This is a genomic window from Opitutia bacterium KCR 482, assembly GCA_029269845.2.
GTDB lineage: Bacteria > Verrucomicrobiota > Verrucomicrobiia > Opitutales > Intestinicryptomonadaceae > Merdousia.
The window spans coordinates 1,822,711-1,836,972 of the sequence record CP149973.1; the positions used below are offsets into that span (position 1 = coordinate 1,822,711).

The following is a 14,262-nucleotide window of genomic DNA, read 5'->3' on the forward strand; positions in this document are numbered from 1 at the left end:
CTTGGAGGGATTTTTTTTGCAAAAATGCCTTTTTAGCTCGATTTTGCGTTGTGCCGACCGTTGTTATGTTCGGAAAATAGACGCTTTTGGGGCGCAATTATGCGGTTGCGCGTTTCGGTTTTTTTGTTATCGGAGATTTGCTTTTCGCATGTGTGGCGACGCGTCGCAGTGTTGTGCGGGTGCGGATTTGCCCGTATTGCGGTGTTGCGCGGGTCAGGCTTTGGGCAGGTTGTTGCGGAAATATTTGCGCTGTTTTTTTACGAGGGCAAAGGTGTTTTTTACGATTGCCTCCCTCAGGGCATCGGTATTTTTTTCGCCCGCGCCTATCCATTCTATCGTTTCGCGGTAGCCGATTGCCGCGCTTGCGGAGGCGTTTTTCAAAATTCCGCGTTCGAGCAGCCCGCGCGTCTCCTCCACAAGTCCCGATGCAATCATTTCGTCGGTTCGCGTTTTGATTCGCGCGAGCATTGTGTCGTTGTCGGCGTCGAGAATTTCGACGTCGCGCGTAAAAGCTCCGAGCGGGCAGGGCAGTTTTTTGAATTCCTCCAAGAGCGTTCGCGCCGATTTGCCCGACGCCAAACAGCGTTCGAGCGCGTTTTTTGTGCGCCGCGGGTTTTTCAAATCAACGCATTCGCCCGCGAGAGGGTCTATTTTAAGAAGCTCCGCTGCGAGCGCGTCCGCGCCGCCCTCCGCCTCTATTTTCGCCGAGAGCGTCCTGATGTCGTCGGGAATCGGAAGATTGTCCACAACCGCCGCGAACCACGCCTTCAGGTAGAAGCCGCTTCCGCCCGCCACGACGATTTCCGCACCGCGCGAGACGGCGTCGGCAAGCGCGGCTTTTGCAAGCTCGACATATTGCGCGACGTCGAATTTTTCGGAAGGCTCGGCGACGTCTATCAAATGGTGCGGAATTTCCGCAAGCTCCGCCTTTGTCGGCTTTGCCGAGCCGATATCCATGCCCCTGTAAATTTGCACGCTGTCGCACGAAATTATTTCCGCGCCGTGTTTGCGCGCGTACTCCAACGCCGCCCGCGTCTTGCCCGAGCACGTCGGGCCCGTTATTATTTTGACCCTCATTTTCGGAGCAGCTTGCAAAGTTGGCAGTATTTGTCGGGGGTTTTGCATGCCGACGCCTTGCAGTGCTCGCGCCCGTAGTAGATGAATTGCAGGTGGAGGTCGTGCCACTTCTCTTTTGGGAAGATTTTTTTGAGGTCGCGCTCGGTGTGCTCTACGCTTTTGCCGTCGGTCAGCCCCCAGCGCGTCGCGAGCCTGTGAATGTGCGTGTCCACGGGGAACGCGGGCACGCCGAACGCCTGCGACATCAGCACCGACGCCGTTTTGTGTCCGACTCCGGGGAGCGACTCCAACTCTTCGAACGTATTGGGCACGCGCCCGCCGAATTTTTCGCAGAGAATTTCCGACATCTTTTTGATGTTTTTAGCCTTTGTCGGCGCGAGTCCGCACGGTTTTATAATTTCGCGGATTTCGTCTTCGGAGAGCGACGCCATTTTTTGCGGGGAATCCGCCCTCGCGAAAAGCGCGGGGGTGGTTTCGTTCACGCGTTTGTCGGTGCACTGCGCCGACAGCATAACGGCGACAAGAAAGGTGAAGCTGTCGCCGTGGTTAAGCGGAATCGCCGGACGCGGATAGAGGGCGTCCAGACGTTCCGAGACGGTTTTTGCCTTTTGCGATTTCGTCATTTAGTCGTCGTCGCCGACAATGGAGAATGCGAATTCGTAGGTTTTGCCCGCCTTTATGCGCTTGTCGTGTTCGGGCATTGAGCCCCACGAGTCCACGCCGCCGACGCCGTAGTTCGCAGCTGCCACGTTTACGACTTTCAGGTCGCGCGCGGGCAGCTGGTCGGGGTGCCAAGCCTGTTCGATGTCCTGCGGCAGGCAGGGGTAGGTTGAAAGCTCGAAGTTTTTACCGTCGAGTGCCGCGATTTTGAGCGTCGGAACTCCGCTTCCCGAAAGCTCCGCCGAGCGCACCGCCGTGACCGTCGAGCTTTCCTGCGGGTCTACGTATTTGAAGAACGATTTTTCGATGGGTTCGGCGAATTCTCCCAGCCACACGCCCCTGTTTCTGTCGCAGTAGTTTTCGATTGGTCCGAGCCCGTACCATTTGCGCTTGCCGAATTTTCCGTTGACGGCAAACTGCATGCCAACGCGCAGCAGGTCGGGCTGTTTTTCGGCGACTTTCACCGCGCCGCGGATTTCGATTTGTCCGTTGGGCGAAATTTTGTACGAAATTTCCGCCGTCGAGCCGCCCGCGGGCAGTTCGTAGCGGGCGTCGATTACCGCCGCGCCGCCGTCTATGCGCGCCGCAAAATGCGCAAGCTTTGCGCGTTCGGCGGCGGTGCGCCAGAGCGAGAATCTCTTGTTGAACCACGCGCCCCTGTCGTTGTTTGTGAGCGGACGCCAGAAATTCAGGCGCATTTGGTCTTCGACAAGCATTTTGCCCTCGAAAACGTAGTCGCAGAGCCAGCCCGTCTTTTTGTCGAACTTGACGGAGAAGTTGTCGCCGTCGATTGATATTGCGTTTTCTCCGTTGTCGAGCCGCACGAACTTGCCTACGGGGAGCTTTTCGGGCTCGAATTTTCCGCCGAGGTCGAACTGTTCCCACGCGGTTTCGTCGCCTTCCTTGAAGCCGAGAACGTCGTCGTTTGCGGTGTACGAGACTCTGAGCGCGTATTCGCCCGCTTCTTCGAAGTCGTCGGGGGCAAGCTCAATCACGGCTTTCGACGAGCGTTGCGGGCGCGTTTCGGGAATGTCGAAGCTTCCGCGGTCGACCCTCTTGCCGTTGCGCGTGAGTGCCCACTTTCCCTTTGCATACGAGAGGTCTTTGAAGAAGTTGTCGTTGAAGATTTCGATTTCCGCGCTCTTGCCGTCGAACTTCGCGAGCTTTGTGAGTATGTTCTGTTGAAGTTTTTTAACCTCCGCGAGCTGCGGGCTGGGCGTGTTGTCGGGCAGGGCGAGACCGTTGCAGTTGAACGAGTAGTCGGTGGGCCTGTCGCCGAAGTCGCCGCCGTATGCGAAGAACGTTTTGTCCGACGCCGTTTGGGTGAAGTCGGCAAAATTGATGTCGCAGACCGCCCTGCCTTTGCCGAAGAAGTCGGCGCTTAGAACGGAGTCGACAACGCGCATGCGTTCGACAGCGCCGTCGAAGAGCGAGTGGTCCTGCTTTTCCTTGGGGGCAATCATGAGCGGCTGGCGGTCGAAAGTTTCGAACTTGCCGATTTCCCTCGACGCAACTTTTATGTTGTTTATATATACCGCCATTTCGCCGTTGCCGGCTGTCGCCGCGATTTCGACGGGCAGCTTGATTTCCGCGCCGCGCTTGGTTTCGAGCACGTCCCAAGCCTTGCCGTTCCACACCGCGAACGAAACCACTTTGCGGCTTTCTACGAATTTAAGCGAGAACGCCGCGGGCTGCTCAACTATCGTTTCCGTCGGGAAACGCTGCGCGGGAACGCGCTTCGAAACACGCTTGTCTTCGTACGCCACGCGCGGCTCGAAGCCCTTTTCGGAGAGTTTTACCGCGACCGTGAACGCCTCCGCGCCGTTCGCGAAAAGTCCGGGGGTTGCCACCGCCGACGCCCTGTACATGGGGCGGTTGAACATTGGGTTGTCGAACACGGCGATTGAGCGCGCGGGGTTTGCGGCGTCGGAGACCGAAATTACGGGCAGCGATTTGCGGGTAATACCCTGGTCTTTCCAGTCCCAAATGAAGCCGCCCTGGAAGCGGGGTTCTTTTCGGAGCAGGTCCCAATAGCGGTGGAGCGAGCCGCCGCTGTTGCCCATTGCGTGCGCGTATTCGCACAAAATAACGGGGTGCTGTTTCGAAGGCTCGATGTTGTCTTCCGAGCGCAGGAATTTTTCTATGTTCTCGGGAGTGCTGTACATCTTTGCGAAGAGGTCCACGTATTCGAGTTTCCCGTCGCGGTCGAAGTTTATCGGGCGCGAGTTGTCGCGCTGGCGAACCCACTTGGCTGCGTTTTCAAAGCTTGCGCCGCTGCGCGATTCATTGCCGAGCGACCAGAACACAATCGACGCATGGTTTTTGTCGCGCTCGACCATGTTCATGACGCGGTCGAGAATCGCCGCTCCCCAGCCGAGGGCGGGGTTGTTGAGCGGATTGTAGCGTATGTCGTTAGAATCCTTCGGGTTTAGCAGCGCAAGCTTGTCGAGCTGGTGCGCCTCGTTGTTTGCCTCGTCCATGACGTACATGCCGAGTTCGTCGCAGATGTCGTAAAATTCGGGCGCGTTGGGGTAGTGGCATGTGCGGACGGAGTTGATGTTGAATTTCTTCATCGTCTCGATGTCTTTGCGCATGACCTCCGGCGTGATTGCCTGCGCGGTGTCGGGCGAGTGTTCGTGGCGGTTTGCTCCCTTGAACAGCACGGGCTGTCCGTTCACGAGTATCTGCCCGCCCTTGCGCTCGACTCTCTTGAAGCCGACTTTGAACGCCGTGTAGCTTTTTTTGTCGAAGCCGTAGTCGGTCTCGATAAGCAGCGTGTAGAGCGTGGGGGTTTCCGCGCTCCACGCCGAAACGTCGCGCACGTTCGGGAACTTCCATTTGCAGACCGCCGACCCGCCCGCGCCGAGCGAAACTTCCGATTCCGCCGTCGAAATCGTTTTGCCTTTGGGCGAGAGCAGCTTGCCCGAAATCTTCATCGACTGCGCCGTTTTCGCCGAGTTTTTCACGAGAATTTCGGAAGTCAGCGTGCCGTCGCGGTAGTCGTCGGTAAGCCCCGCGCGGTTGAAGACGTCGGCAATGCGCATTTGCGGGCGAGTGAAAAGCGACACGTTGCGGAATATGCCCGAAAGCCGCCAGAAGTCCTGGTCTTCGAGGTACGAGCCGTCGGAGTACTGGTAGACTTCGAGCGCGACGCTGTTGCGCCCCGCCTTGACGAAATCTGTGATGTCGAACGTCGCGGGCGTGCGGCTGTCCTGCGAATAGCCTACCTTTTTGCCGTTGACCCAAATGTAGAACGCGCTGCTTACGCCGTCGAATTTAATGTAGACGCGCTGCGCCGCCCATTCGACGGGCACTTCGAAGAAACGCTTGTACGAGCCCACGGGGTTGCGCGCGTCTTCGGGGTAGTTCGAGTAGGCCTTGTCGGGTGTGTCCATGACGCGCGGAGGGTTCATCTTGAACGGGTAAATCACGTTCGTGTAGAGCGGCGAGCCGAAGCCGTGCATCTGCCAGTTTGCGGGCACGGGAATGTCGGCCCAGTTCGAGACGTCGTAGCCGTCCTCGAAAAAGTCGAGCGGGCGGTCTTTGGGGTTGCCGACATAGTGGAACTTCCACGTTCCGTTGAGCGAAATTTCCGAATCGGGAGCGCGTTTTTTGAGCGCGTCCGATTCGTCGGAATAGAACGACATCGTAGCCGACGCCGGCTCTTTGTTTATACGGAAGACGGCTTCGTTCTGCCAGTCATCGCGGACTTCCTTTGCGACCGACACGGCGTGCGCGGCTAAAACCGCGCACATTGTTCTGAATAATATCCCTTTCATAATTGCCCGAATAATGCCCTATGGAATCGGTCAATTCAAGCTTTAAAAGGCTTCCGCCAATTCTGCGATGAGCGCCAACATGAAAAACGCGGCAACAGGAGCGATGAACGTTGCGTGAGTATTGGAAAAATCGGCAAGGTTTTATGCCCGCAAAAAAATTGAAAAAATAAATTGACTTGAACGAAAAATCGGGCAAATTAAAAAGCTTTGTAAAACACGCCGAAATAGCTCAGTTGGTAGAGCAACGCTTTCGTAAAGCGTGGGTCGTCGGTTCAAGTCCGACTTTCGGCTCTGTTTTAAGACCAAGTCCGCCTTTTTACAGGGTGTTTCTGGCGTTTTTAGCGTTTGAGCCTTTTGGCTCGTTTCCCAAGCCTGCAAGTTTTAGTTTGCGGGCTTTTTTATTGCAACAAGTCCGCGTTGCCCTCGGCGATTCGCTTGAAATTTTTGCCGACATTTCCGCTTTCCGCAAGAGTCTGCCAAAAATCCCCCGCCATCTCGCGCGATTCCGCAGTCGGCGGAATTGACGGCAGAGGCTCGTTGCGCAGAGTGCCGTCGCTTAGCGGCGCGTAATACATCGGCAACATGTCGTAGGCGGGCGCGAGTTTAAACGGCAGGTCGCGCCCGACGAAAAAGCTGATGTTTCCGAAGTGCATATCAGTATTGCCGATTGCAAGCCCGAAATTGTAGAGCCGCTCGACGGTTTCGATGTCGCCTTTTGCGAAGTATTCCGCCGCGTTGCGCATTGCTTCCGCCCACGGGCCGCCGCCCGCGCCGATAAACGCGGCGTCGATTCCCGCAAGAGAGCTTGTTCCGCGCCTTCCGTACCGTCCGGCTCTGTCGATTCGCGAATATTCCAAAAACACGCGTTTTTTTGCCGTCAGCAGTTCGGCGTCGGCGGCAGGGAATCCATATTTTTTCAGGATTTTCAGGGCGGTGTACTCGGCTGTCAGCAAGTCGGCCCAGCGTCGGTTAATGTCGTTGTCGGTTTTTCCCGAAAATTTCACGATTGCGTTTCGGAAGCTTCCGTCTTCGCCTTTTACCGTAGCGCAAAATTTCGGCTGTTCGCCCGCGGCGGACGAGCGCGGAACGCCGTTCGAAACCGCTTGTTCCGCAAGTTCGGGATAGCGTTCTTTTCGGCTCGATTCGTCGATGAAAGGCTTTCCGCCCGCCAAAAAAGCCGATTTTGCAGTTTCGCCTACAATTAAAGAACCCGCCAAGTCGCTCCCGAATCGGACGGCGTATTCCAGAATGTCGGAATCGCTCCAAGAGTTTAGCTCTTTCGAAATTCCGAAGCTTTTGTTCAGGTTGTAGACTATGTTTCTGCCGATAAAGCCCTGCGGGCGGTGTTCGTGCAAAAACCACGGCAAAGAGGGGAACAGTTTGCTTTTAAATTCTTTGCCGAAAAGCGCGGGGTAAGCGCCGTCGAGGTAGTAGCCTGCGTTGGTCGAGGCAAGCTTGCCGACGGTTTCGACGTTTGCCGACTCGTCTACGCGGTACAGATTCCAGCTCGCGCCCAATTCGCCGACTGGGCGGGGGAGGGCGTACGTTCGTCCGACCGAATTCCCCATGGCGACGCAGCCGATTTTGCCGAGAAGCTTTATTGCCGTGGGTTTTGAAACGCCGAATGCATTGGCAATGTCGGCGGAGGAAACCGTTCCGTTTGCAAGAATCGTATTTTTTAAAGCCTGTTCGCTTGGTTGTTTCATTTACGCTTTTATATATCGAATATTTATGTGTATAAATAAAATGAAAAAATAAAGTCAATTAAATTTTACGCTTTTGTTTACGATTTTGCGGCGGTTTTTGTTTTTCTTGCCGAATTTTTCTTGACGCTGTGGACGGGGAAGCTTATTGATTCAATTTATTAACTTAATCGTTTAACCAATATAATGGGAGTGCAAATGAAATTAGGGCTTATTTTGGGGGCGGTTTCGCTTTTTGCCGCATCGCTTTTCGGCGCGGAAGACTGTGCGAAATTTGTGGACGTTAAAATCGGCACGGCGGGCACGGGGCACACTTACCCCGGGGTTGTCGCGCCGTTCGGCATGGTTCAGCCAAGCCCCGAAACGGGCTATTCCACATGGCGCTATTGTTCGGGCTACCACAATGACGACAAGCGCATTCTCTCTTTCGGTCAGACCCACCTTTCGGGCACGGGCTGCCCCGACAGCGGCGATGCGGCGTTCATTCCATTCACGGGCAACCCCGTCAAAACGGACTATTCGAGCGCGTTCAAAAAGGAGAACGAAATTGCGGAGGTCGGCAAATATTCCATTGTTTTGGACGACGCGAAAGCGAAAGTCGAAATCACTGCAAGCGACAGGGTTGCCCTCTACCGCATAAAGTTTTTCGCCGACGGCGGCGGGCTGTTTTTCGACTTCCAGACTGGCATGGTCGGCAGGCTGCCCAACCGCGTTCTCGAAAGCGACGTCAGGCTTGTGGACGACTATACTATCGCGGGCACGCAGAAAGTCCGCTCGTTCACGCGCCGCGACATCAGCTTTGTCGTCAAGTTCGACAAGCCCGTGAAAAAGCTTATAGAAATCGACCGCCCCAAGAACCACAAAGCCCCGCGCTGGGCTTTGGACTTCGGCTTGACGGCTGGCGAAACGCTCTCGGTGAAATGCGCGGTTTCGACGGTCTCGACCGACGGCGCGCTCGCGAACCTGAACACCCTGCCGAATTGGGACTTCGACGCCGTCGCCGCCAAGACCCGCGCCGACTGGAACGCTCTGCTTTCGAAGTTCGACGTTTCCGCAACGCCCGAACAAAAGAAAATATTTTATACCGCAGTCTACCACTCGTTCATTTCGCCCAACAACATCGCCGACATCGACGGACGCTACCGCGGCGCGGACGGGAAAGTCGCAACGGCGTCGAATGCGTCGAAACATTATTACACCAATCTTTCGCTGTGGGACACATACCGCGCGGTGATTCCGCTTGCGGCAATCGTACGCCCGCAGATTCTGCCCGAATTTGTGAACTCCATGCTCGACCACTTCGACGCGGCGGGCGTGCTTCCCACAAACACCTATTGGGGCAAGGAAACATGGTGCATGATAGGCAACCACGCGATTTCGGTAATCGCAGGCTGCATTCAGCGCGGGCAGGGCGGCTTCGACAAACGCCGCGCCCTCAACGCGATGATTGTTTCGTCCGAAAAAGACCACCGAAAGAGCGACTTCTCGATACTCGACAAATTCGGCTACTATCCGTTCGACTTGTGCAATCCCGAATCGGTTTCAAAGACGCTCGAAAACTGTCAGGGCGACTACGCGCTGTCGAAGGCCGCCGAAATTATGGGCGAAACCGCCGTCGCCGAAAAGTTCGCCCGCCGCGCACAAAACTATAAAAACCTCTTCGACAAGAGCACGAATTTCATGCGCGGCAAAGACTCGAAAGGCAAATGGCGCGAGCCGTTCAACCCCTTCGAATTTTCGCACGCCGAAAGCTTCGGGGGCGACTATACCGAAGGCAACGCGTGGCAGTATACTTTCCACGTCCAGCACGACCCATACGGACTCATCGCGCTCTTCGGCTCGCCAGAAAAGTTTGTCGCCGCCGCCGATTCCATGTTTGCCGCCGCCGACACCCGCAAAGAGGGTACTTATAAAAAGAGCGCGGACATCAGCGGCATGATTGGGCAGTACGTGCACGGCAACGAGCCAAGCCACCACATTCCGTACCTCTTCGCGCTCGCCGACCGCCCCGACAGAACGGCGGAAATCGTGCGCGAAATCTGCTCTACGCTCTATACCACCGCTCCCGACGGACTCTGCGGCAACGACGACTGCGGACAAATGAGCGCGTGGTATATCTTCTCGTCAATGGGCTTCTACCCGCTCGACCCCAACTCGATGGAGTACGTTCTGGGCGCGCCGCAAGTGGAACGCGTAGCCGTTGCGCTTCCCGACGGAAAGAAGTTCGAAGTCGTAGCGCACGGACTTTCCGCGGAAAACAAGTACGTGAAGTCGGTAAAACTCAACGGCAAGCCCTATAATAAAAAGACCCTCCCGCACGCCGACATACTCGCGGGCGGCAAGCTCGAATTCTACATGGGCGCGAAGTAGAACGCGCCCCCGCGAAAACTTCGATACATAAAAAAAAACAAACGTCGGCGAGGAATTCCCCCTCGCCGACGTTTGTTTGTGTGCGCTTAAACCGGAAATGCTGTCCGCATTCGGCGTATGCGCAATCGCTTTTCGTAAACAGGCAATAATCGCTTTCCGTTGCGCGTCGTTTGCCATGATTTTACGCTCCGCCGTTTGCGTGTTTTTTTTCTACGCGTTGCGCGCGTTTGGCGGGCGTAAAAAAAGCGCGGCACGGAGGGTGTCGCGCTTTGTGTGTTTTGATGTTCCCTATTTGAAAACTACGCCTTCGGCGTTTTTCGTTTTAAGGTTTGCGGACGCCGCGTCTTTTGCGTCTTTGCCGCAGATTTTAAAGTTGCTTATCGAGACGTTCTTTACGGGGCATTCCGCTTCCTTGCTGCGGATATACGACGGCGCGTCGCGTCTGCCGAGCACGTTCACGTTCTCGAAGCCGATGTTTTCAATCTGCGATTTTTTGCCGTAGGCGTCTATGCAAATCATGTTGGGAACGTAGTTGTCGTTGGGGTCGGGGACATACTGTTCGTCCCTGTTTTCCTTTTTCTGCAAAATCTGTCTTGCGCACCATGCGTCGCATTCGACGTTGATGTTTTCGAACTTCACGTTCCTCACCGCCGATCCCGATTTATTCGAAATGTGCATTGCCTGTCCCGACGTGCGGATAATGTCGACGTTCTTGAACACGATGTCCTCGAACGATTTTCCCTCTATTTCCTTAGCCCATGCCCAGATTGCGAGGGTCAAGCCCCAGTCGTTCCACATTGCGCAGTTTTCCACGCGGATATTTTTCGCGAGCACGTCGGCGCGGATAATGAAGCTGTCGTCGAACGCGCGGATAAACGAGTCTTTAAACGAGACGTTTTCCGAATTCCAGACGTCGATGCCGTCGGAGTTGTACCTCCAAAGCCCTATCATTTTAATGTTGGAAATATCGACGTTCGAGCTGTTCCTTACGTTGACGCACCACGAGTTCGGGTCGCGCAGAATGATGCCCTCGACCGACACGTTTTTGCATTTTCTGAAATGCAGGCAGCCGAATCCGCCGCGCGCCCACTTGTCGGCGCGTTCGATTTTCGAGCCGTCGAGAATGCCGCGTCCGGTTATCTTGATGTTTTCGGCGTCGTCGGCGACGAAGCTGCCGTAGACGACCGCGCCCGCTTCGATGTGCACTCTGTCGTTGCTTTTGAGAAGCAGCGTGCCGATGTCGTGCCGACCCGCTTTGAAGTAGTAGTAGTTGGGGTCGCGGTTTCGGGGGATTTCGTTGCGGTAGGTTGAGCAGTAGCTGCACTGCGGGGCGCAAAGCTCCGTCTTTTTCAGCGCGGAGTAGTCCTGCATGGGGCTGGGGAAGAGGTGGATTGCGTTGTGGTAGCCGTTGATTTCCACGACCGCGGGCTTAACCTTGTCCATCTTGAACGTGATTTTGTTCTTGCTGAACTTCGGCTTGATGCCCAGCGACAGCGGGCGCACGACCACGCTTCGGCAGTCGATGTTTTTTGTCGTGATTTCGACGGTCGCGCCGTCCTTGTCCATGTCCCAGTATGCGAAGCCCGCCTTTTCGGTCTGTTCAATCGGGCGCTGGTATCCCGGCCAGACTTGGTTTATGGGATATTTCGAGACGTTGCATTCGTAGACGTCGACGTTTTTGCCGTCGATTTTGAGAGCGCAGTTTTCGAATTTGTTTTCCCCCTGCGGCGCGGGATAGAGTTTCACGCCCGCGACGGCGGTCAGCTGTATTGCCGTGAGAAGCACGGCGGCATATAGTAGTTTGGACATTTTTTTTGTGCGTTATGATTGTGGATATTGTTGCGGCGCGAAACGCCGCTTTCGTAAAGCTACTTTCTTTTAAAATTTTAGAATATTGTCAATATTTTTGGATTTTCGGGAGGAATATGTTTTCCGCCCCGCATTCGGCGGCGTGGATAGGCTGTGATATAATTTTTCCGTAAAGGGTATATTTTTTCCTGTTGTGGGAGGGCGCGGTTTTTGCTATTATCGCGTTATGATGAAGAGAATATTTATGTCGGCGTTTGCCGCGGCCGCCGCCATGTCGGCGTTCGCCGCATACGAGAAAGTGGAGGAAATCGAACCGTCCCTGCCCCTGCCCAACAAGCAGTGGGAGGAAATCGGAAGAATAAAGCACAAGTCGGCGGCGGAGATAGCCGACTCGCGCCTGTCCGTCGGCTTCGAATGTCTCGACCGCGACATGTTCGAGCCAGAAAAAGTCTACGACAAGCTTGCGGCAATCGGCATAAAGTGGGCGCGCTGCCAGACGGGTTGGAGCAAGACCGAAAAGCAAAAAGGCGTCTACGACTTCGCGTGGCTCGACTCCGTTGTGGACAACCTCATAAAGCGCGGTATCAAGCCGTGGTTCAACGTCGGCTTCGGCAATCCGATTTATATGGGCGAAATGAAAAATCCCACGGGGGTCGGCTACGTTCCGCTCTATTTCGGCGACGAGTGCTTGCAGGCGTGGAAAAACTATATCGACGCGCTTTCAAAGCATTTCAAGGGGCGCGTGCAGTATTTCGAAATCTGGAACGAGCCGGATATAAACCACTTCTGGCAGCCGAAGAAAGCCGACGCGGGCGGGTATGCAAAGCTTGTGGAAACTACGGGCTCGATAATAAGAAAAAATATTCCTGATGCTAAAATCGGCGCGGTTGTTTCGGGCACGTTCGTAGAATATGCTTCCGAATATTTCAGGATAGGGGGAGGGAAATACATCGACTTTTTTTCAATACACCCGTATTGCATAATTCCCGAGGAACGCCACAATATCGATACGCGGGCGCTGTTGAGGCTCTTCAAACAGCACAATCCCGACCGCAAAATTTCGCTGTGGCAGGGCGAGTCGGGCTTCGGGTCGTCGTATCCCGAGGGGCACTACATGCGTCCCGCGACAGCGGGCGGCGAGTACATGCAGGCGAAGTGGACGCTCCGCCGCTTCACGCTCGACCTCTCGTCGGGCTATGGTTTAAGCTCCATTTACCAGTGCGTCGATTTGAAGGCGGGCTATCAGATGGCGACGGGAGGCAAGCCTCTTTTTGCAAAATACGGACTCTTCGAAAATATTACGTACCGCCCGAAAAAATCGGTCGAAATACTGAAAAACTACACGCCGATTTTCGACTGCGACACAAAGCCGTACGCGCTCTCCGCGTATATTTACACCCGAAAAGCGGTGCCTGAGGGCGCGGGGGTTTCGCGCCTTGTCGATTCGGCGAAGCGCATGGAGACGTTCGAGCGCAAGGGGTATCCGCTCTATGCGTTTTGGCTTGCCGAGGACATGCAGCTCCAGATGAAGCCGATTCCGCGCGCGTCGCTGCACTATGTGGCGGAATTGCCTCTGAAAAATCCCGTCTTGATAGATCCCGTTTCGGGGCGCGTGTTCGCCTACGCCTCGCCCAGCGCAAGAAAATACGGCGACCCTGTCAGGAACTATGTGTTGACCGGCGTGCCGCTTGCAGACTATCCGCTGGTGATAACAGACTACGCGGCGGTGGAGGATTTGGTTGTGCCGAAATCCGAGTAGCAAAATCATATCGATACGGAAAAATTATAACATTTGACTTCCCCGCGCGGGAAGTCTTATTTTTTGCGCCGATGAAACCGAACCGCGAACCCGCTTGGAAAATCGCCAACGAAAACAGACTGCAAATATTTCCGAAGGGCAGCCGCCAGACCTACCTGACGCGCCCGACGAAAATCCTCCCGCGCGAGGCTTTGGAGTCGGCGGGTGTGTTCGTGCCGCCGCGCCGCTGCGCCGACGTGCTTTCGAAGTTCGGAATCGCAGCCGCCGCCCGCGCTTCGTACAGCAAGTACTACTACATTTCGCGCGGCGCAAAGACCGCCTTCAACACGGTCTGCTTTTTCCTTTCGGCGTCCGATTACAGGGCGAAGTTCGACGGCGCGGCCTTCCGCGTGTCGGCGGGCGACGTTCTACTCATACCGGCAAAAACTCCGTGCGACACTTCGGCATCGCGCGCCGAGACGCTTTGGTTCGAAATGCCCGACACTCCGTTTTGGCGCGGGGTTTTCGGCAGTTCGCCCGTGTGCAAAAAGGCGGCAAATTTGGAGCGCATGCTGCTGCTTGCCGACATGTATTCGGAGGAGCTGTACGGGGAGCGTCCGAACGTCTCGCGGCTGGTTTTGCTGGGCGGGCTGATTGCGGGGCTTTTGCGCTCGGAGTTCGGAGGCGCGGGGAGCGGCGGCGCGATGGCGCGGCTTGTCGAAAAAATAGATTCCGACATTTCGGCTAACTGGACTCTCGAAAAGGCGTGCGCGTTTGCGCGCATGGGCAAGTTCAAGCTCAACAGTGCATTCGTGGAAAGGTTCGGCGGCACGTTTTCAAAATACCTGCTTTCCCAGCGAATGGAGAGGGCGGCGGCGTTGCTCGAAAGCCGCGCGACGCTCGGCGAAATCGCCCGCGAAGTCGGATTTTCCTGCGGGCACGCGCTCTCCTATGCCTTCAAAAAATACTACGGATTCCCGCCGAGCGAGTGCGTTTAACGCTTGCCCGCATTCCGAAAACGCGACTGCCGCCGCGTTTAGGCTGTCGGGCTGTCCAGTTCAAAGCGGAGGCAAAAGCGCGGGAAGGCGGGACGCGTTGCGCGGTTTTTGAAAAGCGCAAGGTCTGT

8 protein-coding genes and 1 tRNA gene are annotated in these 14,262 nt (G+C 55.7%); 4 read left to right on the forward strand and 5 right to left on the reverse strand.

Annotated features, from left to right (window positions below; genetic code table 11):
* Positions 1-213 precede the first annotated feature (213 nt).
* From miaA to P3B99_007785, 3 genes are read right to left on the reverse strand one after another with little or no spacing between them, the layout of a single operon-like run.
* Complete coding sequence (gene miaA, locus P3B99_007775) at positions 214-1,077, reverse strand: tRNA (adenosine(37)-N6)-dimethylallyltransferase MiaA (protein WYJ07099.1); 864 nt, start codon at positions 1,075-1,077, stop codon at positions 214-216.
* Entirely contained in the window at positions 1,074-1,700 is a 627-nt protein-coding gene (gene nth, locus P3B99_007780; GenBank protein WYJ07100.1) for an endonuclease III, read from the reverse strand. Before nth ends, miaA begins: the two co-directional genes overlap by 4 nt.
* On the reverse strand, positions 1,701-5,516 hold the full coding sequence (locus tag P3B99_007785) for a glycoside hydrolase family 2 TIM barrel-domain containing protein (GenBank protein WYJ07101.1): 3,816 nt from the start codon (positions 5,514-5,516) through the stop codon (positions 1,701-1,703).
* Between the two features lie 218 nt (positions 5,517-5,734).
* On the opposite strand from P3B99_007785, the gene P3B99_007790 reads away from it, so the two are divergent.
* A tRNA-Thr gene (locus tag P3B99_007790) sits at positions 5,735-5,807 on the forward strand.
* Between the two features lie 107 nt (positions 5,808-5,914).
* On the opposite strand, the gene P3B99_007795 is transcribed toward P3B99_007790, so the two are convergent.
* Positions 5,915-7,222 carry a HipA domain-containing protein gene (locus tag P3B99_007795; GenBank protein WYJ07102.1) on the reverse strand — a complete coding sequence of 436 codons (1,308 nt, stop codon included), beginning with the start codon at positions 7,220-7,222 and terminating at the stop codon, positions 5,915-5,917.
* Positions 7,223-7,417: 195 nt separating this feature from the next.
* On the opposite strand from P3B99_007795, the gene P3B99_007800 reads away from it, so the two are divergent.
* Positions 7,418-9,589: a GH92 family glycosyl hydrolase gene (locus tag P3B99_007800; protein WYJ07103.1), complete on the forward strand. Its 2,172-nt coding sequence runs from the start codon at positions 7,418-7,420 to the stop codon at positions 9,587-9,589.
* A 288-nt stretch (positions 9,590-9,877) separates the two neighbouring features.
* Here P3B99_007800 and P3B99_007805 read toward each other — a convergent pair whose 3' ends face one another.
* Positions 9,878-11,398, reverse strand: a complete 1,521-nt coding sequence (locus tag P3B99_007805; protein WYJ07104.1) for a glycosyl hydrolase family 28 protein — start codon at positions 11,396-11,398, stop codon at positions 9,878-9,880.
* A 226-nt stretch (positions 11,399-11,624) separates the two neighbouring features.
* Between P3B99_007805 and P3B99_007810 the strand changes: the two genes are divergently transcribed.
* Together P3B99_007810 and P3B99_007815 are read left to right on the forward strand one after the other, a co-directional pair.
* Complete coding sequence (locus tag P3B99_007810) at positions 11,625-13,157, forward strand: beta-galactosidase (protein ID WYJ07105.1); 1,533 nt, start codon at positions 11,625-11,627, stop codon at positions 13,155-13,157.
* Positions 13,158-13,228: 71 nt separating this feature from the next.
* Positions 13,229-14,134: a helix-turn-helix transcriptional regulator gene (locus tag P3B99_007815; GenBank protein ID WYJ07106.1), complete on the forward strand. Its 906-nt coding sequence runs from the start codon at positions 13,229-13,231 to the stop codon at positions 14,132-14,134.
* The last annotated feature ends 128 nt before the right edge of the window (positions 14,135-14,262 follow it).

Coding starts and splice junctions, on each gene's coding strand:
- nth (WYJ07100.1), bottom strand. CDS start 1,700: ATGACGAAATCGCAAAAGGCAAAAACCGTCTCGGAACGTCTGGACGCC.
- P3B99_007815 (WYJ07106.1), top strand. CDS start 13,229: ATGAAACCGAACCGCGAACCCGCTTGGAAAATCGCCAACGAAAACAGA.
- miaA (WYJ07099.1), bottom strand. CDS start 1,077: ATGAGGGTCAAAATAATAACGGGCCCGACGTGCTCGGGCAAGACGCGG.
- P3B99_007810 (WYJ07105.1), top strand. CDS start 11,625: ATGATGAAGAGAATATTTATGTCGGCGTTTGCCGCGGCCGCCGCCATG.
- P3B99_007800 (WYJ07103.1), top strand. CDS start 7,418: ATGAAATTAGGGCTTATTTTGGGGGCGGTTTCGCTTTTTGCCGCATCG.
- P3B99_007805 (WYJ07104.1), bottom strand. CDS start 11,398: ATGTCCAAACTACTATATGCCGCCGTGCTTCTCACGGCAATACAGCTG.
- P3B99_007785 (WYJ07101.1), bottom strand. CDS start 5,516: ATGAAAGGGATATTATTCAGAACAATGTGCGCGGTTTTAGCCGCGCAC.
- P3B99_007795 (WYJ07102.1), bottom strand. CDS start 7,222: ATGAAACAACCAAGCGAACAGGCTTTAAAAAATACGATTCTTGCAAAC.